The 24,983-nt window shown below is 41.4% G+C and carries 22 protein-coding genes; 10 read left to right on the forward strand and 12 right to left on the reverse strand.

Annotated elements, in window-relative coordinates:
- Nucleotides 1-126: 126 nt before the first annotated feature.
- The 3 genes from dut to F895_RS15355 all read right to left on the reverse strand — a co-directional run bounded on the left by dut (nt 127) and on the right by F895_RS15355 (nt 3,497).
- Nucleotides 127-579, reverse strand: a complete 453-nt coding sequence (gene dut / locus F895_RS15365; protein WP_005239211.1) for a dUTP diphosphatase — start codon at nt 577-579, stop codon at nt 127-129.
- Between the two features lie 23 nt (nt 580-602).
- The gene (gene rep / locus F895_RS15360; protein ID WP_005239212.1) at nt 603-2,642 is read right to left on the reverse strand and encodes a DNA helicase Rep; all 2,040 of its coding nucleotides are present in this window, start codon (nt 2,640-2,642) and stop codon (nt 603-605) included.
- A 198-nt stretch (nt 2,643-2,840) separates the two neighbouring features.
- On the reverse strand, nt 2,841-3,497 hold the full coding sequence (locus F895_RS15355) for a YiaD family glycine zipper/OmpA-like lipoprotein (RefSeq protein WP_005239214.1): 657 nt from the start codon (nt 3,495-3,497) through the stop codon (nt 2,841-2,843).
- Nucleotides 3,498-3,888: 391 nt separating this feature from the next.
- On the opposite strand from F895_RS15355, the gene F895_RS15350 reads away from it, so the two are divergent.
- The 6 genes from F895_RS15350 to F895_RS15325 all read left to right on the forward strand — a co-directional run bounded on the left by F895_RS15350 (nt 3,889) and on the right by F895_RS15325 (nt 8,296).
- A complete protein-coding gene (locus F895_RS15350; protein WP_005239217.1) occupies nt 3,889-4,806 on the forward strand; it encodes an acyltransferase in 918 nt (305 codons plus the stop codon).
- Between the two features lie 24 nt (nt 4,807-4,830).
- Complete coding sequence (locus F895_RS15345) at nt 4,831-5,889, forward strand: hypothetical protein (RefSeq protein ID WP_005239219.1); 1,059 nt, start codon at nt 4,831-4,833, stop codon at nt 5,887-5,889.
- Nucleotides 5,890-6,005: 116 nt separating this feature from the next.
- Nucleotides 6,006-6,725, forward strand: a complete 720-nt coding sequence (minC, locus tag F895_RS15340; RefSeq protein ID WP_005239221.1) for a septum site-determining protein MinC — start codon at nt 6,006-6,008, stop codon at nt 6,723-6,725.
- 72 nt (nt 6,726-6,797) lie between these two features.
- Nucleotides 6,798-7,610, forward strand: a complete 813-nt coding sequence (gene minD, locus F895_RS15335) for a septum site-determining protein MinD (RefSeq protein WP_005239223.1) — start codon at nt 6,798-6,800, stop codon at nt 7,608-7,610.
- Between the two features lie 2 nt (nt 7,611-7,612).
- Nucleotides 7,613-7,885, forward strand: a complete 273-nt coding sequence (minE, locus tag F895_RS15330; RefSeq protein WP_004655180.1) for a cell division topological specificity factor MinE — start codon at nt 7,613-7,615, stop codon at nt 7,883-7,885.
- A gap of 123 nt (nt 7,886-8,008) precedes the next feature.
- Nucleotides 8,009-8,296 (forward strand): PA4642 family protein, encoded by a 288-nt coding sequence (locus tag F895_RS15325; protein ID WP_005239225.1) that lies wholly within the window; start codon nt 8,009-8,011, stop codon nt 8,294-8,296.
- 67 nt (nt 8,297-8,363) lie between these two features.
- On the opposite strand, the gene F895_RS15320 is transcribed toward F895_RS15325, so the two are convergent.
- Entirely contained in the window at nt 8,364-11,435 is a 3,072-nt protein-coding gene (locus tag F895_RS15320) for a DNA translocase FtsK (protein WP_005239226.1), read from the reverse strand.
- Nucleotides 11,436-11,687: 252 nt separating this feature from the next.
- Between F895_RS15320 and trxB the strand changes: the two genes are divergently transcribed.
- From trxB to F895_RS15300, 4 genes are all read left to right on the forward strand, one after another.
- Nucleotides 11,688-12,638, forward strand: a complete 951-nt coding sequence (trxB, locus tag F895_RS15315) for a thioredoxin-disulfide reductase (RefSeq protein WP_005239227.1) — start codon at nt 11,688-11,690, stop codon at nt 12,636-12,638.
- Between the two features lie 117 nt (nt 12,639-12,755).
- On the forward strand, nt 12,756-14,312 hold the full coding sequence (locus F895_RS15310) for a methyltransferase regulatory domain-containing protein (RefSeq protein WP_005239229.1): 1,557 nt from the start codon (nt 12,756-12,758) through the stop codon (nt 14,310-14,312).
- An 86-nt stretch (nt 14,313-14,398) separates the two neighbouring features.
- A complete protein-coding gene (aat, locus tag F895_RS15305; RefSeq protein ID WP_005239231.1) occupies nt 14,399-15,130 on the forward strand; it encodes a leucyl/phenylalanyl-tRNA--protein transferase in 732 nt (243 codons plus the stop codon).
- 28 nt (nt 15,131-15,158) lie between these two features.
- Entirely contained in the window at nt 15,159-15,974 is an 816-nt protein-coding gene (locus F895_RS15300; RefSeq protein ID WP_005239233.1) for an arginyltransferase, read from the forward strand.
- Here the strand turns inward: F895_RS15300 and rimI are convergent.
- The 8 genes from rimI to F895_RS15260 all read right to left on the reverse strand — a co-directional run bounded on the left by rimI (nt 15,960) and on the right by F895_RS15260 (nt 24,925).
- Nucleotides 15,960-16,421 (reverse strand): ribosomal protein S18-alanine N-acetyltransferase, encoded by a 462-nt coding sequence (gene rimI / locus F895_RS15295; RefSeq protein WP_010590108.1) that lies wholly within the window; start codon nt 16,419-16,421, stop codon nt 15,960-15,962. The genes F895_RS15300 and rimI overlap by 15 nt on opposite strands.
- Before the next feature lie 92 nt (nt 16,422-16,513).
- The gene (locus F895_RS15290; RefSeq protein WP_005239237.1) at nt 16,514-17,398 is read right to left on the reverse strand and encodes a metal-dependent hydrolase; all 885 of its coding nucleotides are present in this window, start codon (nt 17,396-17,398) and stop codon (nt 16,514-16,516) included.
- A gap of 223 nt (nt 17,399-17,621) precedes the next feature.
- Nucleotides 17,622-18,503 carry a metal-dependent hydrolase gene (locus F895_RS15285; RefSeq protein WP_005239238.1) on the reverse strand — a complete coding sequence of 294 codons (882 nt, stop codon included), beginning with the start codon at nt 18,501-18,503 and terminating at the stop codon, nt 17,622-17,624.
- Nucleotides 18,504-18,820: 317 nt separating this feature from the next.
- The gene (gene tuf / locus F895_RS15280; RefSeq protein ID WP_004655200.1) at nt 18,821-20,011 is read right to left on the reverse strand and encodes an elongation factor Tu; all 1,191 of its coding nucleotides are present in this window, start codon (nt 20,009-20,011) and stop codon (nt 18,821-18,823) included.
- A 93-nt stretch (nt 20,012-20,104) separates the two neighbouring features.
- On the reverse strand, nt 20,105-22,243 hold the full coding sequence (gene fusA, locus F895_RS15275) for an elongation factor G (protein ID WP_005239239.1): 2,139 nt from the start codon (nt 22,241-22,243) through the stop codon (nt 20,105-20,107).
- A 177-nt stretch (nt 22,244-22,420) separates the two neighbouring features.
- Complete coding sequence (rpsG, locus tag F895_RS15270) at nt 22,421-22,891, reverse strand: 30S ribosomal protein S7 (protein WP_004655203.1); 471 nt, start codon at nt 22,889-22,891, stop codon at nt 22,421-22,423.
- Between the two features lie 160 nt (nt 22,892-23,051).
- A complete protein-coding gene (gene rpsL, locus F895_RS15265) occupies nt 23,052-23,426 on the reverse strand; it encodes a 30S ribosomal protein S12 (protein ID WP_004638184.1) in 375 nt (124 codons plus the stop codon).
- Between the two features lie 158 nt (nt 23,427-23,584).
- Nucleotides 23,585-24,925 (reverse strand): EcsC family protein, encoded by a 1,341-nt coding sequence (locus F895_RS15260; protein WP_005239241.1) that lies wholly within the window; start codon nt 24,923-24,925, stop codon nt 23,585-23,587.
- Nucleotides 24,926-24,983: the final 58 nt, after the last annotated feature.

The raw sequence follows: 24,983 nt of genomic DNA on the forward strand, positions 1-24,983 counted from the left end.
CTTTTTTCAGAAAAATTAAAATAATGAATCAGCTGCTTTGTAATATATATCGGAGCAACAATCAATATGAAAAATGCAACGTTTTTCAGCAAAACATTGCATTTAAAATGATAATGACTAAAAAGCTTACTGTTTTCCAGTATGGCCAAAACCACCCGCACCACGCTCAGTTGCCACAAATTCATTCACTTGTTCAAACTCAGCCTGAACGACAGGAACCAATACATATTGTGCTAAACGTTCACCTGGCTCTAAACGGAAGGTATTCTGACCACGGTTCCAGACTGAAACCATCAACTCACCTTGATAATCAGAATCAATCAGACCAACCAAGTTACCTAATACAATACCATGTTTATGGCCTAGCCCTGAGCGAGGTAAAATCAAACCCGCAAAATTTGGATCTTCAATATAAATCGCCAAGCCTGTTTTCACTAAAACAGTTTCACCGGCAGCAATTTCAATCGCTTCATCTAAACATGCACGCAAATCGAGACCTGCTGAACCTGTCGTTGCATAGGAAGGCAAAGCCCACTCTTGACCTAAACGTGCATCTAATACTTTAACTTGGACTTTCATTACAACTTCCTACTTACAATCTATTAACGTTTCAATAATGCTTTTAAATTAGCGAGATACTGCTGTGCCTGCTCTTTTGGATCAACATTCGGCGCCAATTTCTTTTTACGGCCATGCCATTCCAAATCATCTTGTGGCATCTCATCCAAGAAACGGCTTGGCGTCATTTGACGCATTTGCCCACCATTCTTACGCTGCTCCGCCAAGGTTAGAGTCAAGCCCTGACGTGCGCGGGTAATGCCTACATACATCAAACGGCGCTCTTCTTCGATGGTTTCCGATGCAATCGAGTTTTTATGTGGAAGTAGTTCCTCTTCCAAACCGATCATATAAACATACGGAAACTCTAACCCTTTTGCTGCGTGTAGGGTTAATAAGTTCACCTTATCGGTGTCTTCTTCTTCCTGTTGTTGCTCAAGCATATCCAGCAACACCAACTTACGAATCACACTCTCGATGTTTTTCTCATCCACATCATCGGTACGATTGAGTAGATTTTGAATACTGCTATATAAACTTTCGATACTGTCGAGTTTGGTTTTTTCCTGCGCAGGTGTAGCGGCCTGTTCACGGATATAATCGATATAGCCTGCTTCATTGATCATTTGACGCACTTTCGGCATCGGCTCATCGTCATCCAGCAGCTCACGCGTAAAGGTTGCGATAAAATCAGCAAACTCATGTAATTGTGTGGCAGCTTTCTTTGGCAACACCATGCTTAAGCGCTGATCTGAAGATGCGGTTAATAAAGACAAGGTATTTTCTTGGGCAAATAAACCGAGTTTTTCTAAAGTGACAGGGCCAATTGCACGTTTGGGTGTATTAATAATACGCAAGAATGCACTGTCATCTTCTGGGTTAATGATCAGGCGTAAATAACTCATCACGTCTTTAATTTCAGCGCGTGCGAAGAATGACTGACCACCAGACAATTTATACGGGATCTGCATCTGACGCAGCTGCGTCTCGATTACACGTGCTTGGAAGTTCCCCCGATACAACACTGCATAATCTTTCCAGTTTTTACCATTCATTAGCTTATGCGTAATCAGGTCTTTCACTACGCGTTCTGCTTCATCGTCATCATTTAGACAGGTAATGACCCGAATGGTTTCACCATGCCCTTTGTCACTCCACAATTTCTTATCGAAGATATGCGGATTATTTTCAATCACGGCATTGGCTGCTTTTAAGATACGACTGGTTGAACGGTAGTTTTGCTCCAGCTTAATCACTTTAAGGTTATGGAAATCTTCTTTTAACAATGCCATATTTTCAGGCTTTGCCCCACGCCATGCATAAATCGACTGGTCATCATCGCCTACGGCGGTGAATTGCCCCATCACGCCAACCAACAGCTTCACCAAGGTATATTGCGCAGTATTGGTATCCTGATATTCATCGACCAGTAAATAGCGAACACGGTTTTGCCATTTGTCACGTACTTCAGCATTTTCCTGCAGCAAACGGGTTGGCATCACGATCAAGTCATCAAAATCTACTGCGTTATAGGCACGTAAATTTCGCTCATAAAGCTGATAAAGATGCGCGAACTGTACATCTTCAACCGTTTCACAGGTTGAATGGGCTTGTTCAGGCACAACCAAGTCGTTTTTCCAATCTGAAATTTTCTTCATGGCCTTAGCAAGAAGCTCTTTGCTCTCCGCCCCCGATAAATTATCGCGTTGCATCAAATCCATCAGAATGCGTTTGCAGTCATCGGCATCTAAAATAGAGAAATTATTTTTAAGTGGTAAATGTTTTAATTCCAGACGCAATAAATTCAAACCAAAAGTATGGAAAGTTGAAACGGAAAGCCCTTTTGCTTCTTCACGTGACAGCAATTTTCCCACACGTTCCTTCATTTCTCGTGCAGCTTTATTGGTAAAAGTCATTGCCGTAATACGATAGGCTGGAATCCCACATTGCTGCACCAGAAAAGCAACTTTTCGGGTGATTACAGAGGTTTTACCTGAACCTGCACCTGCAAGTACCAACAATGGCCCCTGAACATATTTCATTGCTTCAAGTTGCTTGTCATTGAGTTGACTGGCAGATGACATGGGTTATACCTCTCTCGTTTCCGAGCCTGATTTTTCGAGCACAATTATAGACATCTCTGTTTTATAATCCCAATAGTAAATCTAGGGATATGTATAAATTATGATGTTTCAATTTTATAATCACGACATAGCTTGTCGTAAGTTTTAGCATGCCATAAAAAAACCACCCGAAGGTGGTTTTTTAGAAATCAGTAAAAATTACTGTTTCGCATAAATGCTGATTTCTACACGACGGTTTTGCTCTTTACCAGCAGCAGTTGTGTTTGATGCGATTGGGTTTGCTGAACCTAAACCTTGAGCATCAATACGGCTACCAGAAATACCTTGACCTGCTAAATAGTTTTTAACAGATTGAGCACGTGCTTGAGATAATGGAAGGTTGATTGAATCATTACCTGTGTTATCGGTATAACCCGTTACAAGGATCGCACTCTTGTTATCTTCAGCTAAAGTTTGTGCTACTTTGTTTAAAGTACCGTAAAAATTAGGTTTGATGTTTGATTTGTTGGTATCAAAGGTGATGCTACCAGGCATAATGAGCTGAACAGAACCATCTGGATTACGGCCAACTTCTACACCTGTACCAGCCATTTGTTCACGTAACTTTTTCTCTTTATTATCAAGATATAAGCCACTTGCACCGCCAAGAACCGCACCAATTGCCATCGCACGGTTATTTTGCGAACTGCTACCGTTACCAATACCTTTAGAAATACCGTAACCTAAGGCTGTACCAAGTACTGCGCCCATTGCAGCTTTGTCATATTCAAAACCGTTACCGCCATTTCCCGTAGTTTGGCAACCAGAAAGAACCAAACCAGCCCCTACGAGTGTTGAAATTACTAATGCACGCATTGCGTAGCTCCTGTCTATGTATTTTGTTGTCTGGACAAATAATGAATGAGAAAATTCAGCTAGACCATTGATATTTTGTTAATAGTAAACAGTTTATTTGTATTTTTGTAATATTTTGATGCATTTTACTTGATTGCAGCAACACAATTTCTCCAACATTAATCAGATCTCACTCTCAAAGACAAATTGAGACATATATCACAAAACAAAAATCGTTTGAATTTTAAATATGACATTATATTTCAAGTTGCCCTTTCATTTATTGAAATCAGCTTATCGGGTGAATATATAAAAAATGTCAATATCTTAAAATATACAGTTGTATTTCAACATCTGTTGTTTATAGTTGGAACATCTCTTTTTTCAAACATATGCACTCAAGGCTGAATTTATGGCTACCGTGAATAAAAAAGCATCCCTATTGCAAAAAGTCAGTAAAGGATTAACCGTTAGTTCAGTAATTACTGGAAGTACCTTTTTTCATGGTCCACCTGTACTTGCTTTAGGTTTAACCAAATTATTCAAAAAATCTGCAAAAGTCGATGAAACCAACATTCAAATTACCAACAGTTGGTTAGGGGTTAACAACTGGTTAATTGACCATGTATTGCCCGATTTACACTGGGACATCAGTATTGATGAGCAGCTCGATCTTAATTTACAAGGTCGATATATGATGATCTGTAATCATCAAAGTTGGGTAGATACCACCGTGAATCAGTATTTTGGCCTAACCCGCATGCCCTTGACGCGTTTCTTTACCAAGTGGGAACTAATTTTTATTCCATTTGTAGGCCAAGCGTTCAAAATCTTGGGCTTCCCGATGATGAAACGTCATAGCAAAGAACAGATTGCCCAAAATCCAGAACTAAAATCGCGTGATATGCTGGAAGCACGTAAAGCCTGTGAACAATTACTCAGCCAGCCATTTACTTTATTAAACTATTTAGAAGGCACTCGATTTACCCCTGAAAAACATGCTGCACAGCAATCCCCTTTCCAAAATCTGCTCAAACCTAAAGCAGGTGGTTTAGCCTTGGCGCTTAATATTCTGGGTGATCAAATTGATGCCCTCGTCGATATGACCATTGTTTATCCTGACGGTGCACCAGGTTATGGTGAATTTTGGCTTGGAGATGTCTCCCGTATTGCGGTAGATTTACGTAAAATCGATATTCCCGAATGGGTCATTGGCGGCAATTATGAAGATGATCCTATTTATCGTGAACGCTTCCAAAAATGGGTTGATCAGATCTGGACAGAAAAGGACCAGCTGATTACACAAATGAAAGCCAGGTATCATCAATAATCTCTTCAGGGATTGAGCACAAACATGACCGAGCAAGACTCAGGAAAAAACTCTAAATATAGCTATGTTAATCCGAACAGCCCGTTCTTTAAGCTGTTTTTGGTCTATGACATTTTCATGGTTTTTATTATTGTTTTCAATTTGTTCTGCTTAGGCATGAACTTTTTCCTGATGAGCAATATCGGCGCCTGGTTTTTTAATACCATTCATTTGGCCAATGTGCTTGAGTTCTATCGAACCCATTTACATCCGTGGGTCATTACCACAGAGGCCTGGTTCATTATCTTCTTGATTGTAGAACTCGGCGTACGTTGGTTTTTATCAATTGTACAAAAGCATCATGCGCGATGGTGGTTTTTCCCCTTTGTACATTGGTACGAGATTATTGCGATTATTCCGCATTTACGTTTTTTACGATTATTTCGGGCTGGGATTATTGCTTATCGTTTGCATGAACTAGGGTATAAAGTGATCCCCGAGGGGATGCGCACCAAAGCTATTTTCTATTATCGTGTGGTGATGGAAGAGCTATCTGACCGTGTTGTCATCACGGTGATCGATGGCGTTCGACATGAGCTTGAAACCAGTTCCAGTCATAAAAAAATTATTCATGATTTAGTTGACCATCATCGCCAGCTCTTTACAGTAACGCTTGCCTCAATGTTACAAGAGTCGCTTGCCAGTGCTTTGCAACAGCAACAACCAATGATTACTCAAAAAGTTGGTGTCATTGTTAACCAAGCCATTGAAGACACCCCTGAGCTAACACAATTGTTGCGTTTGATTCCAATCGTAGGTGGAAAAATCGAACAACAAATTCAAAGCATTGGTCAACGCTTAGGAGAAAATATTAGTGCTGGTCTGATTGAACCATTTACAGCAGGTTCAACAGAAAGACCCAATGAGAATTATCAGTTGATTGCGCAAAAAGTGAGTGAGTTAAATATCGACAATCAATATCTGGAAGAACTGGTTGAGTCTGTGGTCTATGAAAGCCTAGAAGCCATTCGAAAACAGGTCAAAGTCAAACAATGGCAGCAAACTTTGCAAGAATCTGATCAATTGGATAAAAAAGCGGAATGATTACAAGAAAAATTACCAATCAAGCTAGAGAATTGGTGTAATTTGTTCTAGCATTTGCTTTTATTTACAACTGCTTTAACACAATAGAGCGCTTAAAAAGCCCTGAAGGATAAATTATGGCTGACATACGGATTACGGGCAGAATGGTCAATTTTAGTCGACTGACTTTCGACACCAATGACCATAATGCAATCCGCCAGCAACTTAGCAATACCCTGAACGAAGGTTCTTATACTGGAACATTGGTCATTATCGACAGTACTGTTGAACAAGAACTGATTGCGCTCATTCAACTGCTCATTGATTTAGGCCTACAGCCAATGGCCGTTATTGATGGTATTTTGGGTGATGAAGCTCGTGCAATTCAATTCCCTGTACTACCAACAGATCAGCCCTTGCAGCGTATCAAAGCATCAAAAGAGCAAGTGGTTGAGCATGCGCCTGCAAAAACAGCAGATAACTCTGCAATACAAACACCACAAAAAAACACATCGAATGCGTATATCACCTCTTATCATGATGAGATTTTGCGTACAGGCCAATGTTTGGTACAAGATCAAGGCGATATCATCTTAAATGCCGGCATGAATAGTGGATCAGAGGTCATTGCATCTGGAAATATTCACATTTATGGCAACGCTCGTGGTAGAGTCATTGCAGGTGCAGGTGGGCAAGCTGCGGCACGTATTTTCTGCCACTCGCTAGAAGCAGAATTAATTTCGATTGCAGGGACCTATTGTGTTGCAGATGATATTCCCAAAGATATGATCAAAAAGCCTGTACATATTTATTTAAATAACAAGCAAGAACTTGAATTTGAAGCCTTGCAGTTTTAATTTATTTAATTGAGTTTTAAGCACCAAATAAGCCCTTTTAGGGGCGTATGACCATAAATAGGAGTGGATTCGGTGGCCAAAATTGTTGTCGTAACGTCAGGCAAAGGTGGTGTAGGTAAAACTACAACAAGCGCATCTTTTGCAACAGGTTTAGCCCTACGTGGTCATAAAACTGTTGTGATTGATTTCGATGTAGGTTTACGTAATCTAGATTTGATTATGGGCTGCGAACGCCGCGTTGTTTATGATTTCGTCAATGTCATTAATAATGAAGCACGCTTACAACAAGCGCTGATCCGTGATAAAGATATTGAAAACTTATACATTCTCCCTGCATCACAAACTCGTGATAAAGATGCCTTGAGTGATGAGGGTGTTGCACGTGTGATTGATGAACTTTCTCAAGAGTTTGACTACATCATCTGTGACTCGCCAGCGGGGATTGAACGCGGTGCGATTTTAGCCATGTATCATGCGGATGAGGCAATCATTGTCACTAACCCAGAAATTTCATCAGTTCGTGACTCAGACCGCATTATTGGTATGCTCGACAGCAAAACCAAAAAAGTTGAGCAAAATGAAGGACGTATCCGTAAGCATTTATGTATCACTCGTTTTAACCCAGAACGTGCTGATAAACAAGAAATGTTGACGATCGATGATATTTCAAAAGATATTTTACGTGTGCCGACATTAGGGGTTATTCCTGAGTGCCCAAGCGTACTCCAAGCATCAAACGAAGGTAAGCCAGTGATTCTTTATTCAGAAGCAAAAGCTGGTCAGGCTTATGATGACTTAGTGGCTCGTTTCCTTGGTGAAGACCGTCCTTATCGACACATTGCAGTACAGCCAAAAGGTTGGTTAGCTAGACTATTTGGAGCGTAATTATGGCAGGATTCTGGAGTAAACTTTTTAGCAGTGATGAAAAACCATCAAGTGCACAAACTGCCAAAGATCGTTTAAAGGTCATTGTTGCCTCTGAGCAAGGTTTAGGTCGTCGCCTAGGCCAAGACAAAATCGACCAGATGAAGAAAGAAATCATGCAGGTGGTGAGTCGTTATGTTCGTGGTGTGGATGAACAGCATATTCAAATGCAGGTTCGTTCAGAAGCAAATATCGAAATGTTAGAAATGAATATCAATTTACCTGAAGATCGATAGAAGTTTTTTCATTAGCGATTTCTCGCAAATAAAGGCAAAATACGCGGGTGGATCAGGAAAGCATGGCTTTCCTCCACTTCAAGGATTTTGCCTTTATTATTTTATAAGACTGAGGAGATTGTCATGGCATTATCACAGCCAGCAACTTTCAATGAAGAATGGTCAGATGAGCGTGTGTTTGCCTACCTTAACCAACTTCCTCCCACTGGCGTCAATGCTGACTTTCACGTGCTTTATCATGCCTTCAAACATATGCGCCCAAATGACTATGAGCGCTTAATTACTCAGTTTTTGGCCGATGGCCGTAACTTGAATGCCACCAACCCAGAAGGTCAGCGCATTCATGATGTGATTGCACAGTTCCCACGTCAAAAAGATGGTTTCCTAGAAGTATTGGCAAAATTTGCTTAATGACTTAAAAAATAAAGCCATAAAAAAGCCTCTAATCATAGAGGCTTTTTTATTAGATCACTGCTGATTAAACCAGAATATCCCGTTTACCATTGGCGCCCATTGAGCTGACAATGCCATTCTCTTCCATCTGGTCAATAATGCGCGCCGCACGGTTATAACCCAAGCTAAATTTACGCTGCAGCGACGAGGTGGATGCCTTACGGGTTTCCAGCACAAAGGAAACACATTGGTCATACAACGCATCTCGGCTTGGGTCACCATCGCCATCTTCAAAGCCACGAGAAGTTGGCTCTTCATCAAATGGTGTCAGGATCTCATCGACATAATCAGGCTCACCACGTTCACGCCAAGCATCACAAATACGGTTGACTTCATCATCACTAATAAATGCACCATGGACACGCTCAGGCTCGATTTTACCCGGCCCCAAGAACAACATATCACCATGACCGAGCAAGTCTTCCGCGCCACCTGCGTCGAGAATGGTACGCGAGTCAATTTTACTGTTTACGCGTAAAGCAACGCGGGTTGGAATATTGGCTTTAATCAAACCTGTAATCACGTCAACCGAAGGACGCTGTGTTGCAAGCAGTAAGTGAATTCCTGCTGCACGCGATTTCTGTGCCAAACGGGTAATCATTTCTTCGGCTTTTTTACCGACCTGCATGATCATGTCGGCAAACTCATCCGCAACAATTACAATCGATGGTAATGGCGCCAAACGCGGTGCACGCTCACCCACAACAGAATCACTGGCTTTCCATGTAGGATCAATTAAATCCTCACCATTGGCAATCGCCTCTTCGACCTTACGGTTATAGTCACTGAGTTTACGAATTTTCAGGAATGACATCAGTTTATAACGGCGTTCCATCTCATTCACACACCAGTTTAATGCACTGACCGCATCTTTCATGTCAGTGACTACAGGCGTTAATAAGTGTGGAATATCGTTATAGTTAGCCAATTCGAGCTGTTTCGGATCAATTAGAATCAAACGTAACTGATCAGGTGTGTACTTCAATAACATCGAAAGGATCATCGAGTTGACTGCAACAGACTTACCAGAACCTGTGGTTCCCGCAACCAGCATATGTGGCGCTTTACCGAGGTCAGTAATGACAGGATTACCTGAAATGTCTTTACCCATCGCCATAGAGAGCAAACCCGCAGGGTCTTCAAAAGCTGGCGTTTTCAATAACTCAATCAACCGCACCATTTCACGGCTACTATTTGGTACTTCAATTCCGATATATGGTTTTCCTGCAATCACTTCAACCACACGAACAGATGCCATCGACATTGAACGTGCCAGATCGCGTGAAATATTGGTCACTTTAGAGGCTTTTACACCCGGTGCAAGATCGAGTTCAAAGCGTGTTACGACTGGTCCCGGCTGAGCTTCGACTACCTGCGCCTTCACATTAAACTCTTGTAGTTTAATCTCTAAAAGCTCAGAAAGGCGCGCGAGTTGCTCAGCGGTAAAATTGACCTTTTTATTTGGATCAACTTCATCCAGCAATTCCAGACCCGGTAAAGTCGGTAGATCACGGCGTTTTTGCGCGACTTGCATGGCGCGTGACATTGGACGACCAAACGCATCCGTTAACGGAGCATCTAGATCAAAATCTTCTTCGAGATCTAAATCCGTATCTGGATCTGCTTTACCTGCCGTTTCCTGCCATGCTTCGATAAAGGCTTCTTTAGACAAGGTTTCTTTCGGCGCAGCGACCTCAATCGGTGCTTTTACAAAAGCAGAGGATTGGGCATAACTGCTACTACGAGGAGATGCTTGTTCGCGCTCTTCCTCAACCATAAGATCACGAAAGTCATCTCTATCCTGTTCAGCAGTGCCGTGCATTTCTTCTGCAACAGGATGGATTGTATTTTGTGCTGGAGCAATATAAGGCTGCTGAGCTACAGGTCGTGCAGACTCGGTGATAAGTGCTTCGATATCTGATTCAAACTCAATATCATCCCCACGCGGAGAAGGATGAGATGGAGGCTCTTGCGTAAACGGCGTATGTAAATCTGTTGCTGTCTTACTATTCGGTACAGCAGCCAATAACTCATCAAAGATTTGGTCATCGTTCCAATCTAGATGACTATGATTGGCTGTTTGAGCTGTTGCTACATGTGCAGCAGGCGCTGTGAACTGGGCAGAATCATCTGCAGCTCTCAACAATGCATCAATCTCTTGTTTATGGCTGGCATCATCACGCTGTAAGGCACGCCATACTTCACCCGTTTGAACCAGACGTTGACTTTCATTTTCAAACTGATGTGCACGTTGTAAGGTCTGTTCAAACGCGTCTTCTTGCGGAGCTATTTGAGCTTGGGTACTGCCCTGTTGTTCTTTCGCAACCACATCAGCAAATAATTTTTCCGCCATCAACTGATGATGTGAATCATCAATTTTAATCAGTTTTGCCTGAACCTGATTGGCTTTAGGCGCATCCATCTCTGGTGCAGAGTCCGAGTCTTTTACTGCTTTATTTTTGATTGCTGCTGTTTCAGAAGCTGCCAGTTGCTCGGTCAGATCATACGCAGACTCATGCTGAGGTACATTTTTATAGAATAAATCTTGTAGATAAGCAGGTGTATTTTTCAATGTTGCCCAAGTTTTGTTCCACTGAATCCCAAAAGCCAAGGTCAATAATAAAATACTAAACGCGAGTAAGAACAAGGTTGCACCATAAATGGTCAACAAATGCGATAAGCTTTGCCCCAATTCATAACCAATGATCCCCCCTGCCGCATTATCCAAAGTATCTGCGGGTGTATTCCAATGCAGATACAACAAGCTGGAAATTGAAAGAATCAAGAAAAACTGGGCTGCATAACGAAATGGACGATTGAGAAAACTTCTCGGCCACCACACTTGAATGGCTTCAATAAACAAGAAAATCGGGATAAGTAAACTCGCCCACCCCAGAAAACCGAACAGTAAATCTGCGATCCAAGCACCCGCTACACCGCTGGCGTTTGAGACCTGTTGGGTATCACTGGAAATATGCATCCAGCCCGGATCAAACGGTGTATAGGTTACTGTGGCAAGAAATAAATAAATGCCAAAAGAAATCAAAAATAATGTCATTAAAAAGCGTTGTGCATAAACACTTGACACCGCAGTCATATACAGTCCTGTAACCCAATTCGTTATTTGTTGGTATCTTTTAAGGTCTAAATTACCTTAATCAATAAGTTTTATATTATGCACTCGTTCTTACAAAAAAGATGCACGATTGTTTACTGTTGTTGTTAACATCCTGCACGGATATAGTTCAATTCGATTGAGTTAATCAATATTATCCCGATCGATTTACCCCACTCCCCGCTGGATTCACGTATAATTTTAGCAGTTTCAATATAAAAAGGATGTTCTTTAATGAGCGCTCGTCACTCACGATTAATTATTTTGGGTTCTGGTCCTGCAGGCTATAGCGCAGCAGTATATGCAGCACGTGCTAACCTCAAGCCAACACTGATTGCAGGTTTGCAACTCGGTGGTCAATTAACAACGACCACTGAAGTTGACAACTGGCCAGGTGACCCAGAAGGATTAACGGGGCCTGTACTGATGGAACGTATGCAAGCTCATGCGGAACGTTTCGGTACAGAAATCGTCTACGATCATATCAATGAGGTAGATCTTAACACTCGCCCATTCGTGCTCAAAGGCGATATGGAAGAGTACACATGTGATGCGCTGATTATTGCAACAGGTGCGACAGCACAGTATTTAGGTCTTGAGTCAGAAGCCGCATTTATGGGTCAAGGTGTGAGCGCATGTGCAACCTGTGATGGCTTCTTCTACAAGAACCAGAATGTCATGGTTGTCGGTGGAGGTAATACAGCCGTTGAAGAAGCACTGTATCTTTCTAATATTGCAGCGCATGTCACACTGGTTCATCGTCGTGACAGCTTACGTTCAGAAAAGATTTTGCAAGATCATCTTTTCGCCAAAGAAAAAGAAGGCAAAATCAGCATTATCTGGAACCATCAAGTCGATGAAGTCTTGGGGGACAAAACTGGCGTAACGGCTGTTCGCATTAAATCTACCCAAGATGCAAGCACGCAGGATGTTCAAGTTCAAGGCTTGTTTGTTGCGATTGGACATAAACCGAATACTGGCATGTTTGAAGGTCAATTAAATCTACGTGATGGTTATATTCAGGTACATAGCGGTACTGCGGGTAATGCCACTGCGGCCTCTGTTGAAGGTGTTTTTGCTGCGGGTGATGTTGCTGATAGTATCTACCGTCAGGCCATTACTTCAGCAGGATCAGGCTGTATGGCGGCTTTAGATGCAGAGAAATATCTCGATAATCTAAACTAATTAGGCCAATATCGAAAAACCACCAATCTTTGGTGGTTTTTTTATGCAACTATCCATACAATCAAAAAATTGACGACTTTTTACACACACCTGCAATCAGCCTTTTAGGATATATCAATGACAACGACCTGGACGAATGGCTACCAAACGGAAGTGAACTATACCTACGGTTATTATCGAGACCTCAGCCCGAATTTCCAAAAGTTTTGCTTACTCTTGAACGGTATCGATAGCCCAGACTTTCAGGAAAATCATCATCATTGCGAACTGGGCTTCGGTCAGGGCGTCAGCATTAATATTCATGCAACCTCGAATGAAGCCGCATTTTATGGAACGGACTTCAATCCAGCCCACGCAGCTCATGCCAATCAGCTGGCTGAACAAAGCAAGACCGAACACTATTTCTATGACGACAGCTTTGAAGAGTTACTGCATCGTTCTGACTTGCCCATGTTTGACTCTATTAGCTTGCATGGGATCTGGAGTTGGATCAGCTATGAGAATCAATACATTATTCTTAAATTTATCCGCAAGTTTCTAAAGCCCAATGGTATTGTTTATATTAGCTATAACTGTGTTACGGGTTGGGCAGCCAATATGCCAATTCGCGAGTTGTTCCATAGTCACTTCAAGTTCAATAGTAAAAGCACCAATCCACTGCAAAAGGTCAATGAAGCACTAAACTTTAGTGAAGATTTATTGCAACAAAACCCTATTTTTGCCCAACGCAATCCCAATGCATTGCAAAAAGTAGCCGATTTAAAACAACAAAATCCCAATTATTTGATTCACGAATATCTCAATCAAGACTGGCAATGTTTTTCCTTTCAGCAGATTGTCCGAATTCTGGATGAAATCAAACTGTCTTATGCAGGCTCAACCGATTTAAGTACGCACTTAGATAATATTAATTTTTCTGAGCAACACCAAGCCTTTCTAAATGCCATTGAACATCCCATTTTCAAAGAACAATGCCGTGACTATTTTGCCAATACCCAATTTAGACGCGATCTGTTTATTCGAGGGAAAAATAATTTAACCCCGTTACAAACACAAGAACGACTGCGCAAAACGGCCTTTGTATTACTGACGGCCAAGGAACAACTCCCAACCAGTATCAGTGGCCTGTTAGGAACATTTAATCTCATTGAAGAAATTTATCAGCCTATTGGAGATAAATTTGCTCAGGAAAACTATCGCCCACTGACCATTGCTGAATTAGAGCAAAGTCTTCCTCAGCTCAATTATGCCAAAATTCTCAATGCCTTGGTCATTCTCTCGCATCTCGGACTGGCCCAACCCTGCCAGAGCTTAGAGCCAAAGCAGCAGACGTTGGAGCAATGCCACCGTTTGAATCATTATTTACTGCAACAAGCCAGCTTTCATCAAAACTATAATGTGTTGATTAGCCCAATTACGGGGATCGGTTTAGCAACAGAACACTTCCATCAATTGTTTTATCGCGCACATTTTGTTGAAGGTCTAAAGTCTGCGAGCGAATTTGCCCATTATGTGCAGGATGTGCTGAATCAACTCAATTGGTTAGTTTTGAACAGTGAAGGGAAAACCGTATCGGACCAAGAACAAAGCCTCGAAATTATTCAAGGCAAAGCACAATTGTTCTTGGACAGCAAAAAACTCCATATTGCCAAACAACTGCGCTTATTTAGTTAAACCCGATATGGGAATGGCAATAACGAAGATTGCCATTCCTGACAACTTCAGTTAGCTTAAAATGATTGTTATTTAGTTTTGGTGCTATGCAACTGCTTCCGCCCTCATATTATATTTTCCCCAATCCAGTTGAAGCTGATCCCGAAGGTCAAGGATTTATCTGTATTGGAGCTGATCTGTCGCCTTCCACTTTATTTGAAGCTTATACGCATGGATTATTTCCTTGGTTCAATGAAGATGAACCGATTTGCTGGTGGAGTCCCGAGCCAAGGTGCATTATCGAACCTCATGCCTATAAACCGAGTAAATCTTTGCTTCGAAATATGAAGAAACATGATTATCGAATTACCGTCAATCATGCTTTTGAACAAGTGATTCGCTCATGCTCTATGCCACGTAGTTATGCCAATGAAACATGGATCAGTGAAGATATCATTGAAGGCTATTGCGCATTATTCCAAGCGGGTTATGCTTATAGTATTGAGGTATGGAACCAAGACAAACTGGTCGGTGGCTTATATGGTGTCACGATCGGCAAAGGTTGCTTCGGTGAGTCGATGTTTAGCACTGAAACCGATGTTTCTAAAATGGCTTTCTACACCCTGATGCTGATTGGACAAGAAAATCAGTTGCCTTGGATTGATTGCCAATTGGTCAATGATCATCTTCTGAGCCTTGGTGCCCGTACACTTTCTCGCCAAGACTATCTTAAATCGTTACAAGATGTAATTATTGCCCCCTCTATCAATTGGAAAAGTTATCAAGAACGTGTATTTTCAAGTAAAACAATAGCAGTTTTTGCAAAATTAGACGGTTAACGGATGAACACCTTGGAGGGACAGATTAATGAAATCATATCAACCCAAGTCCCTTTTAAATGACTTACAGTACTATATTACGCCGCCACATGATTGCAGTTATCTCGATAACAAATCGGCACGGATGGTGTTTTTAGATCCAATTCACCGTATTGATGTGGTGACCTTGTCAGAACTTTCTCGTGTCGGTTTTCGTCGTAGCGGCGATTTTGTCTATCGTCCAGAATGTCATCTGTGTCGCCAGTGTTTATCCTGTCGGGTTCCTGTTCAAGAATTTAAAATGAACAGCAGCCAAAAAAAGGCATGGAAACGCAATCAAGATTTACAAATGAGTATCTTGCCAACCTCACAGGCAACCCAACAACATTACGACCTATATGAACGTTATATCAATGAACGCCATGCCGATGGCGATATGTTTCCTGCCAGCCTAGATCAGTTTGAGAAATTTCTTGTACATAGCTGTACAGAAAGTTTCTTTATTGAGTTGTGGAAAGATCAAAAGCTGATTGGGGTTTCAACCTGTGATTTAATGGATGATGGACTTTCAGCGGTTTATACCTTTTTTGATCCAGATGAGCAACGTCGCTCACTCGGTGTTTTCGCGATTCTCAAACAAATCGAATATGTACGCACACTAAACCTAGATTATCTCTACTTAGGCTATTGGGTACCACATTCACCTAAAATGAATTATAAATCGCAATATACCCCACTGGAGTTATTGCTCGATGGACAATGGCGTCGACTCAATCGCCCGCTCTCAGACCATGAAATCCATCAGCTAGGAAATTCATTGATGAGTACGCTCCCCTCTGAGTGGAATAATTTAATTATTAAATAACGCAGCAAAATCATCGGTGCATGTTTTGACCATAATCACAGCATGCTCTCTTGAGCCATCCGTATTGGGATAATAATTTTTGCGTAAGTCAATTTGATGAAAGCCGGTTTTTTCATACAAACCAATGGCGGCTGTATTACTTTCACGGACTTCTAAAAAAATCTGAATTGGATTGTTTTTTAACTGTTGAATAGACTCATCCAACAATTTATAACCGAGCCCCTTACCTTGCTGGCTTGGATGTATCGCCATCAACAATAAATTTGCTTCATCTAAAACTGGCTGTAGAATACAAAAACCCACCACCTGATTGGCTTGCTGATAAACCGTACATTGATACGAAACCAAGGATTCTTGGAACTGCTGCCTAGACCAAGGATGGCTTTGCACCAAACCCTCAATCGCAGTCACACTCTCCAAGTCATTTTCTTGCATCAATCGAATCACGAGTTATCACTCTATAAAATACTGATGCAGATTATCAGCAATTTAAAACAAAATTTGAATAAAAAAATGGGCAGTTTTACTGCCCTATATCCTTAACTTAGATTAAAACCTAATTCAGCGCGCCATTTATTCAAAAGCGCGGTAGTATCGTCATCATTCGGATGAAATTTCGGTCTTAAAAAATCTAATAAGGTCGGAATTTGACGGGTCATAAAACCTTTATAGCCATACATAAATTTAATCATGTATTTGCTATCACGCCATGTCAGCTTGCCATCTGTTTGCAGCAGTTTGGCCGTGAAATAAGATTGAGTAACAAAAATGAGCCCCATTGCGATGACTAAAGCTAATGAACGCATAAAATACGCTTTAACACCTTGACCATACATGGCTTGATAGACATCAAAAGCAACCGCTTTATGCTCATTTTCTTCTACCGCATGCCACATCCATAAATGATACATGGTTTGATCCATAAACATGGCTTGGATATCGGGATTACTTAATAACTCTTCAGCAATAGTAGAAGTAAAGTGTTCCAACGCACAGGTTCCCGTTAAACCAATCATTTCTTTACTAAAACCAAAAGGTTTTAAAATTTTTGAAGCAATACCAATGGTTCTATTAATTAACCGACCAGTTTGTTCTTCCATTTCACGTACTTTATAACCATACGCTTCAGCCGAAGCGTTAAAGGCCAAATGCTCTTTAGAGTGCATTGCTTCTTGACCAATAAAGGCACTGATTTCTTTCTGAAGTCGCTCATCTACAAGTTTGGGATCATTTCGCACCGCACGGGTGCTATTCACAAAGAACTGCTCACCTTCTGGGAATAACGCTGAAAGTGCAGTCATAAAATGTGTTAATGCTGCATCGCCATTAGCCCAATAACGTGGTACTTCACCAAATTCAAAATCCATGCGACGTACAGGAAAACTGGCGCCAGCTCGGTTTGAAATATTGACTTTCGCATTCATACCTTGTTCTCCTACGCGATAAATATTTTTTGCCTGATTGTTTTTATACTTTATTTATACGCTCTTTTCAGTGCATGAAATAAGTGCAGATAAGGTCAGAAAAACATCATATGAGGACATCTGAATCTGCTGAAAATCTTGTATGAAATGAACAATTAAAATGAAAAAAAGACAACATTGATTGTCCCCTTTTCAGTAATTACAGAGCTAAACCAAAGAGATTTTACAGACCTAATTTTGCCTTCCAATCTTGTAATAGTTGTACGGTATCTAAATCATTGGGATGGAAACCAGGTTTGAAGTACGCCAGCATTTCACCCGCCATTCCAGCGATAATTCCTTTCGATGGACTATAGGCATATTGATAAATCATACCCAATTCTTTCAGGTTCAATTTTCCATCATCTCTCAATAGTTTTATAACGAATGAAGATTGGGTCAGAAAAATCGCAACCATCGAAACAACCAGTGCAGTATTACGTAATGCGTATGCTTTTACGCCACGACCAAAAATTTCCTCATACACATCATAGGCAACTGCTTTATGTTCATTTTCTTCTACCGCATGCCATAACCACATATATTCCATGGTCTTGTCTTGCATCAATGCTTGAATATGCGGATTACGTAGTAACTCCGAAGCAATCGTTGCAGTAAAGTGCTCCAGTGCCGTTGTTGCGGTCAAATCCACCATTTCTTGTGTCATACCAAATGGCTTTACTAATTTAGCAAATAGTTTACGACCCGTTTGAATGACGACACCTGTTCTTCGTTCCAAGGTTTCAACGTCATGTCCATATTTTTGAGCAGAAGCATTAAAGTTGACATGTTCTTGGGTATGCATGGCTTCTTGACCAATAAAAGCACTGATTTCTTTTTGCAGTTTATCGTTATCTTTGATGGCCGAGTGGTAACGTACAGCACGAACCGAATCGATGAAGAGTTTTTCACCGTCTGGGAATAATGCAGATAAACCTGTCATAAAATGCGTTAGACCAGCAGAGCCACTGACCCAATATTCTGGAACCTGATCAAAATCAAAATTCATACGACGTACTGGGAAACTTGCACCTGCACGATTCGAAACATTTACTTTAGCATTCATGCTACCTACTCCTTTTCAGTGAAATATCTTCACTGAGCACTTTTGTTCGTTTTCTTGAGTTTTATATTACGTTTTTATACGAATCAATTAAGTGCAGTTTAGGACAGCGTATTATCAGTTTAGGACATGAGGAGGAAATTTTAATTAAGTATTAAAATTTTCGACGCAAGAGAAAAGGAGTGATAAGTGAAACTACTTTTCTAACCTAAAAGAAAAATTTAATTGAAGACTAGAGTTTCGATAGTAAGACAAGAAATACAAAAACAATAGGCATAAAAAAACACCCCAAAGGGGTGTTTTTTTATCACTCTAAGCGATTATGCAGTTACTTTAGCAACAACACCAGCGCCTACAGTACGACCACCTTCACGGATCGCAAAACGTAGACCTGGGTCCATTGCGATCGGGTGAATTAATTCTACTGACATTTCTACGTTGTCACCAGGCATAACCATTTCAACGCCATCTTGTAATTTGATCGCGCCAGTTACGTCAGTTGTACGGAAGTAGAACTGTGGACGGTAACCGTTAAGGAATGGAGTGTGACGACCACCTTCTTCTTTAGAAAGTACGTATACTTCTGCATCGAATTTAGTGTGCGGCTTGATTGTACCTGGTTTAGCAAGTACTTGACCACGTTGTACGTCTTCACGCTTAGTACCACGAAGTAAGATACCACAGTTCTCACCAGCACGACCTTCGTCAAGAAGTTTACGGAACATCTCAACGCCAGTTACAGTTGTCTTAACCGTATCTTTGATACCTACGATTTCAACTTCTTCACCAACTTTTACGATACCCGCTTCTACACGACCAGTTACTACTGTACCACGGCCTGAGATTGAGAATACATCTTCGATTGGCATCAAGAATGCTTTATCGATAGCACGTTCTGGTTCTGGGATGTAAGAGTCAAGCGCTTCAACAAGAGCAAGAACTGATGATTCGCCATATTGACCAGCATCACCATTAAGTGCTGCAAGTGCTGAACCACGGATAACTGGAGTGTCATCACCTGGGAAGTCATAAGTAGATAGAAGTTCACGAACTTCCATTTCTACCAATTCAAGTAATTCTTCATCATCAACAAGATCACACTTGTTCAAGAATACGATGATGTAAGGTACACCAACCTGACGTGAAAGAAGGATGTGTTCACGAGTTTGTGGCATTGGACCATCAGTCGCAGCACATACAAGGATCGCGCCGTCCATCTGAGCAGCACCAGTAATCATGTTTTTAACATAATCGGCGTGGCCCGGGCAGTCTACGTGAGCGTAGTGACGGATTGGAGAATCGTATTCTACGTGTGATGTATTAATTGTAATACCACGTGCTTTTTCTTCAGGAGCTGAGTCGATTTGTGAGTAATCTTTCGCTTCACCGCCGTAAGTTTTTGCACAGATAGTTGCAATCGCAGCAGTTAAAGTTGTTTTACCATGGTCAACGTGACCAATTGTACCCACGTTTACGTGTGGTTTATTACGTTCAAACTTGGCTTTAGCCATGATGATCTTCCTTTATAAACTGCTCATGAGGGTCGCCCATGAGCACTTGGTTTTTTAACTAAATTTTAGTTGGGTAATATAGTAATCGAAAGATTACTCGTCGTCACCTTTTTTACCGCCAGCTTGGAACTTAGCGATGATGCCTTCCGCCACGTTACGTGGAGTTTCAGCGTATTTAGCGAATTCCATAGAATACGTCGCACGACCTTGAGACATAGAACGCATTTGAGTCGCGTAACCAAACATCTCAGCCAATGGAACTTCTGCTTTAATTGCTTTTGTTCCACCAGGAAGATCGTCCATACCTTGAACCATACCACGACGACGGTTTAAGTCACCCATGATATCGCCCATGTAGTCTTCTGGAGTTTCAACTTCAACTTTCATGATTGGTTCAAGAAGGATAGGATCAGCTTTCATGAAACCGTCACGGAAAGCATATGAACCAGCCATTTTGAACGACAATTCATCAGAGTCGACATCATGGTAAGAACCATCGAATAATGTCGCTTTGATACCCACAACAGGGTAACCAGCCAATACACCATTCTTCATACGTTCTTGAATACCTTTATCAACCGCACCAAAGAATTCTTTAGGTACAGTACCGCCGACAACTTCTTCAGCGAATTCGTATTCTTTACCAGCTTCTTCAACATCCATAGGTTCTAAACGAACATATACATGACCGAATTTACCTTTACCACCTGTTTGACGAACAAACTTACCTTCTTGTTCAACAGACTTTTTGATCGTTTCACGGTAAGCAACCATTGGTTTACCAATGTTCGCTTCAACACCGAATTCACGCTTCATACGGTCAACGATGATGTCAAGGTGAAGCTCACCCATACCAGCAATAATTGTTTGACCAGATTCTTCGTCTGTACGAACGCGGAACGATGGATCTTCTTTAGCCAAACGACCTAAAGCAATTGACATTTTTTCTTGGTCAGCTTTAGTTTTTGGTTCAACAGCCAATGAAATTACTGGCTCTGGGAATTCCATACGCTCAAGGGTAATGATGTTTTTCTCATCACATAATGTATCACCCGTAGTTACGTCTTTAAGACCTACACACGCTGCGATATCACCTGCACGGATTTCATCAAGATCTTGACGTTCGTTCGCATGCATTTGCACGATACGGCCGATACGTTCACGCTTAGATTTAACTGGGTTATAAACCGGATCACCTTGTTTAAGAACACCAGAATAAACACGTACGAAGGTTAAGTTACCTACGAACTTATCGTTCATGATTTTGAACGCAAGTGCAGAGAACGGCGCTTCGTCAGATGCTTCACGAGATGCTTTAGTTTCATCTTTGTCGTCAAGAATACCTTCAATTGCTTTAACTTCTGTTGGAGAAGGCAAGAATTGAATTACAGCATCCAACATACGTTGAACACCTTTGTTCTTGAACGCTGAACCACAAAGCATAACTTGGATTTCAGACGCCAATGTACGTGAACGAAGACCAGCGATGATTTCTTCTTTAGAAAGATCACCTTCTTCTAAGTACTTGTCCATTAACTCTTCAGATGCTTCAGCCGCAGCTTCAACCATCTTAGTACGCCATTCTTGAGAAGTCTCAACGAGGTCAGCAGGAATATCACCGTATTCGAACTTCATACCTTGAGATGCTTCATCCCAGATAATCGCTTTCATTTCGATAAGGTCAACAACACCTGTAAATGTATCTTCTGCACCGATTGGCACAACGATAGGTACAGGATTACCACCTAAACGAGTTTTAACTTGCTCAACAGCACGGAAGAAGTTTGCACCAGTACGGTCCATCTTGTTCACGAATGCTAAACGAGGCACTTTATATTTGTTCGCTTGACGCCATACAGTTTCAGACTGAGGCTGTACACCACCAACTGCACAGTAAACCATGCACGCACCGTCAAGAACACGCATAGAACGTTCAACTTCGATTGTGAAGTCTACGTGTCCCGGTGTATCGATTACGTTGATACGGTGTTGTTGGAATTGGTTAGCCATACCAGACCAGAAACAAGTTGTAGCAGCAGAGGTAATTGTAATACCACGCTCTTGCTCTTGTTCCATCCAGTCCATTGTTGCTGCACCATCGTGTACTTCACCAATTTTGTGAGATACACCTGTGTAGAACAAAATACGTTCAGTTGTAGTTGTTTTACCTGCGTCAATGTGCGCAGAAATACCGATGTTACGGTAATTACTAATTGGGGTTTGGCGAGCCATGATGTCTACATTCCTAAATGTTATATTTAAAACAGGACGCATCAATTAAATTGATGCGCGCGAATATCCATGCAGGCAACTTAAATACCCGCAAAGCCCCCACTTTGGTAAAGAGCGATGTTGAATCGTGCTGCGGTACGCATGAATATTCTCCTGATTAGGGACTGTTTTATCCGCTTAGAAACGGTAGTGAGAGAAGGCTTTGTTGGCTTCAGCCATACGATGCACGTCTTCACGTTTTTTGATCGCTGCACCTTTACCTTCAGCTGCATCAAGCAACTCACCAGCAAGACGTAAAGCCATCGTTTTTTCAGAACGCTTAGCAGCAGCATCTACTAACCAACGCATAGCTAGAGCAGTACGACGGGATGGGCGTACTTCCATAGGTACTTGATAAGTAGCACCACCAACACGGCGTGCTTTTACTTCAACCATAGGACGAACTTTTTCAAGAGTAGTCTCGAAAAATTCAACCGGGTCTACTTTGTTTTTTTCTTGAACGCGGTCTAAAGCACCGTAAACGATACTTTCAGCAATAGATTTTTTACCATCTTGCATTACGTGGTTCATGAATTTAGCGATTGTTTGGCTGCTAAATTTTGGATCTGGAAGGATCTCACGAGCAGCGACTACGCGACGTCTTGGCATTTTAATACACCTAATAATATGACACTTCAGGATAATCCAGCAGTTTGTACAAGTGTCATGTACACGACGCTGGCCTTACTATACGTCGCTTGAATTACAAATCTATGAAGAATTCAAACAAGCGAAACGCTAAAGGGTTGTTTGGGCTAGTTTCCTAGAATTACTTCTTAGGACGCTTAGCACCGTATTTAGAACGTGACTGGTTACGATCTTTAACGCCAGCACAGTCTAAAGAACCACGAACGGTATGGTAACGTACACCTGGTAAGTCTTTAACACGACCACCACGGATAAGAACAACACTGTGCTCTTGTAAGTTATGACCTTCACCACCGATATAGCTAGATACTTCAAAACCTGAAGTTAAGCGAACACGGCAAACCTTACGCATTGCTGAGTTAGGTTTTTTAGGTGTAGTAGTATAAACACGTGTACATACACCACGACGTTGTGGACAAGCCTTCAACGCAGGAACTTTTGATTTTTCAATCAAAGTCGTACGACCCTTACGGATCAACTGATTTGTTGTTGCCATTTGGCAATTCTCCCGTTATTAAACAACCTTAAAAAAAGAAAATAACCTCTTTTTAAGGGCACATAATTGTAAGCTAAGAAGTAAAAATGGTCAACATTGTTAGTGCTGACCATTTCTTGGCTTTGTTGTGTTTTGATATCTAAAATTGCATACAACGCTTAACTAGGTTTTGTTGATGCAGGTTCGATATCAAGTGCCTTCGTTTCTGTACCCATTTCAGTACTCTCTTCTACTGGCAGGTGCTCTTGCTGCTTTAGCGCAGGCTGCTGTTCAGTATGCGGATGCTCAACCACATGCTGCTCAGCTAATTGCTGAATTCCCTCTTGAACCTTGTCATCCACAGACCCCGTAGCAGCCGTATTTTCTTTGGTTTGAACAGTCACTTTGGTAATCACATTATTCTGTTGCTCTGATGTGGTGTTATTGCCTTCAACTGCCGCAGAACTTAATAAACGTGGACTCGCTTTTTTCAGCTGCTGTTCTGCTTTGAAATAAGCTTCTAAAGGTGAAGTTTTTTCATTTGGATGTTGATTAATATAAAATCGGGCCGCACCAAAAATCGCCTGAGATTTATGGCCAACATCATCCAATAATCTCCAACTATAGAAACCACCCAATGCTGCACCCGCAATTGGTGTCAGTTTACCAATTACTGATGCTTGAGGAATACGATTGAGCCAGTTCCATTTAAACTGACCATTTTCATCGACCAACCACTTTTTCACCAGTTCAATATCATTATTTGAACCGAGCAGTTGCTGGAATTGCTGTAAATCATGGGTTTCCAACATGGATTGCAATGCTTTTAAGGCGACGAGCAAAGTCTGTTTTTCCGCAACCAAACTTAAGTCAATTTCTTTAAAGACAAAGGCAACGATCTCTTGATCTGCATCTTCGGTTAAATCAAAACCGTGCGAACGTCCTGTCTGATATATGGTTCTCAAAGCCAGTACGATTGAAGCCGGGATATCAATCGCCGCACCCCACACCCCTGTAGCACCTGTAATTGCACCTTGAGCTGCTGCGAGTAATTTATTCTGCTCAATCAATGCCTGGCTTAAACGTTGTGAACGCCCCGTATCCTGTGTCAGCTCAATAATATCTTTCACCCCGGCTTCTTCCAGAATTTTTTCTGTTAAGGAGCTATTCGAACTAAACTCATTCAACCATTGAAATAAATAGTCAGACACCTTTTCTCCTAAATCTGGAGATACAAATGAAGCAACATTATTAACTCGGTTGTAATGGCGACCTAACAACTGATGTGACAGTTTCGGGAATTGTTGGCGTAACATTTGTTGAGGATTTTCATATTTTTCCACCTCAAACGGGCTTTTAAAACGCGCCTTCCCTTCGACAATATTGGATGAGTTGACCAATTCCGCACCCGATGTTGTTGGAACCACTTGCAGTTTTTGTAATTCTGAACTGAGCTTTTTAGCCACTCCAAAGGCTTGTGCAAATAAACCTGAAGATTGCTTGTTTTTAGATTTTGTCATCAAGTACCTCTGTTGTGTAATCTGTGCATCTCTAGGTAAATACTAGGTTGAATGCAGA

The sequence above is a fragment of the Acinetobacter sp. CIP 64.2 genome, assembly GCF_000369645.1.
GTDB lineage: Bacteria > Pseudomonadota > Gammaproteobacteria > Pseudomonadales > Moraxellaceae > Acinetobacter.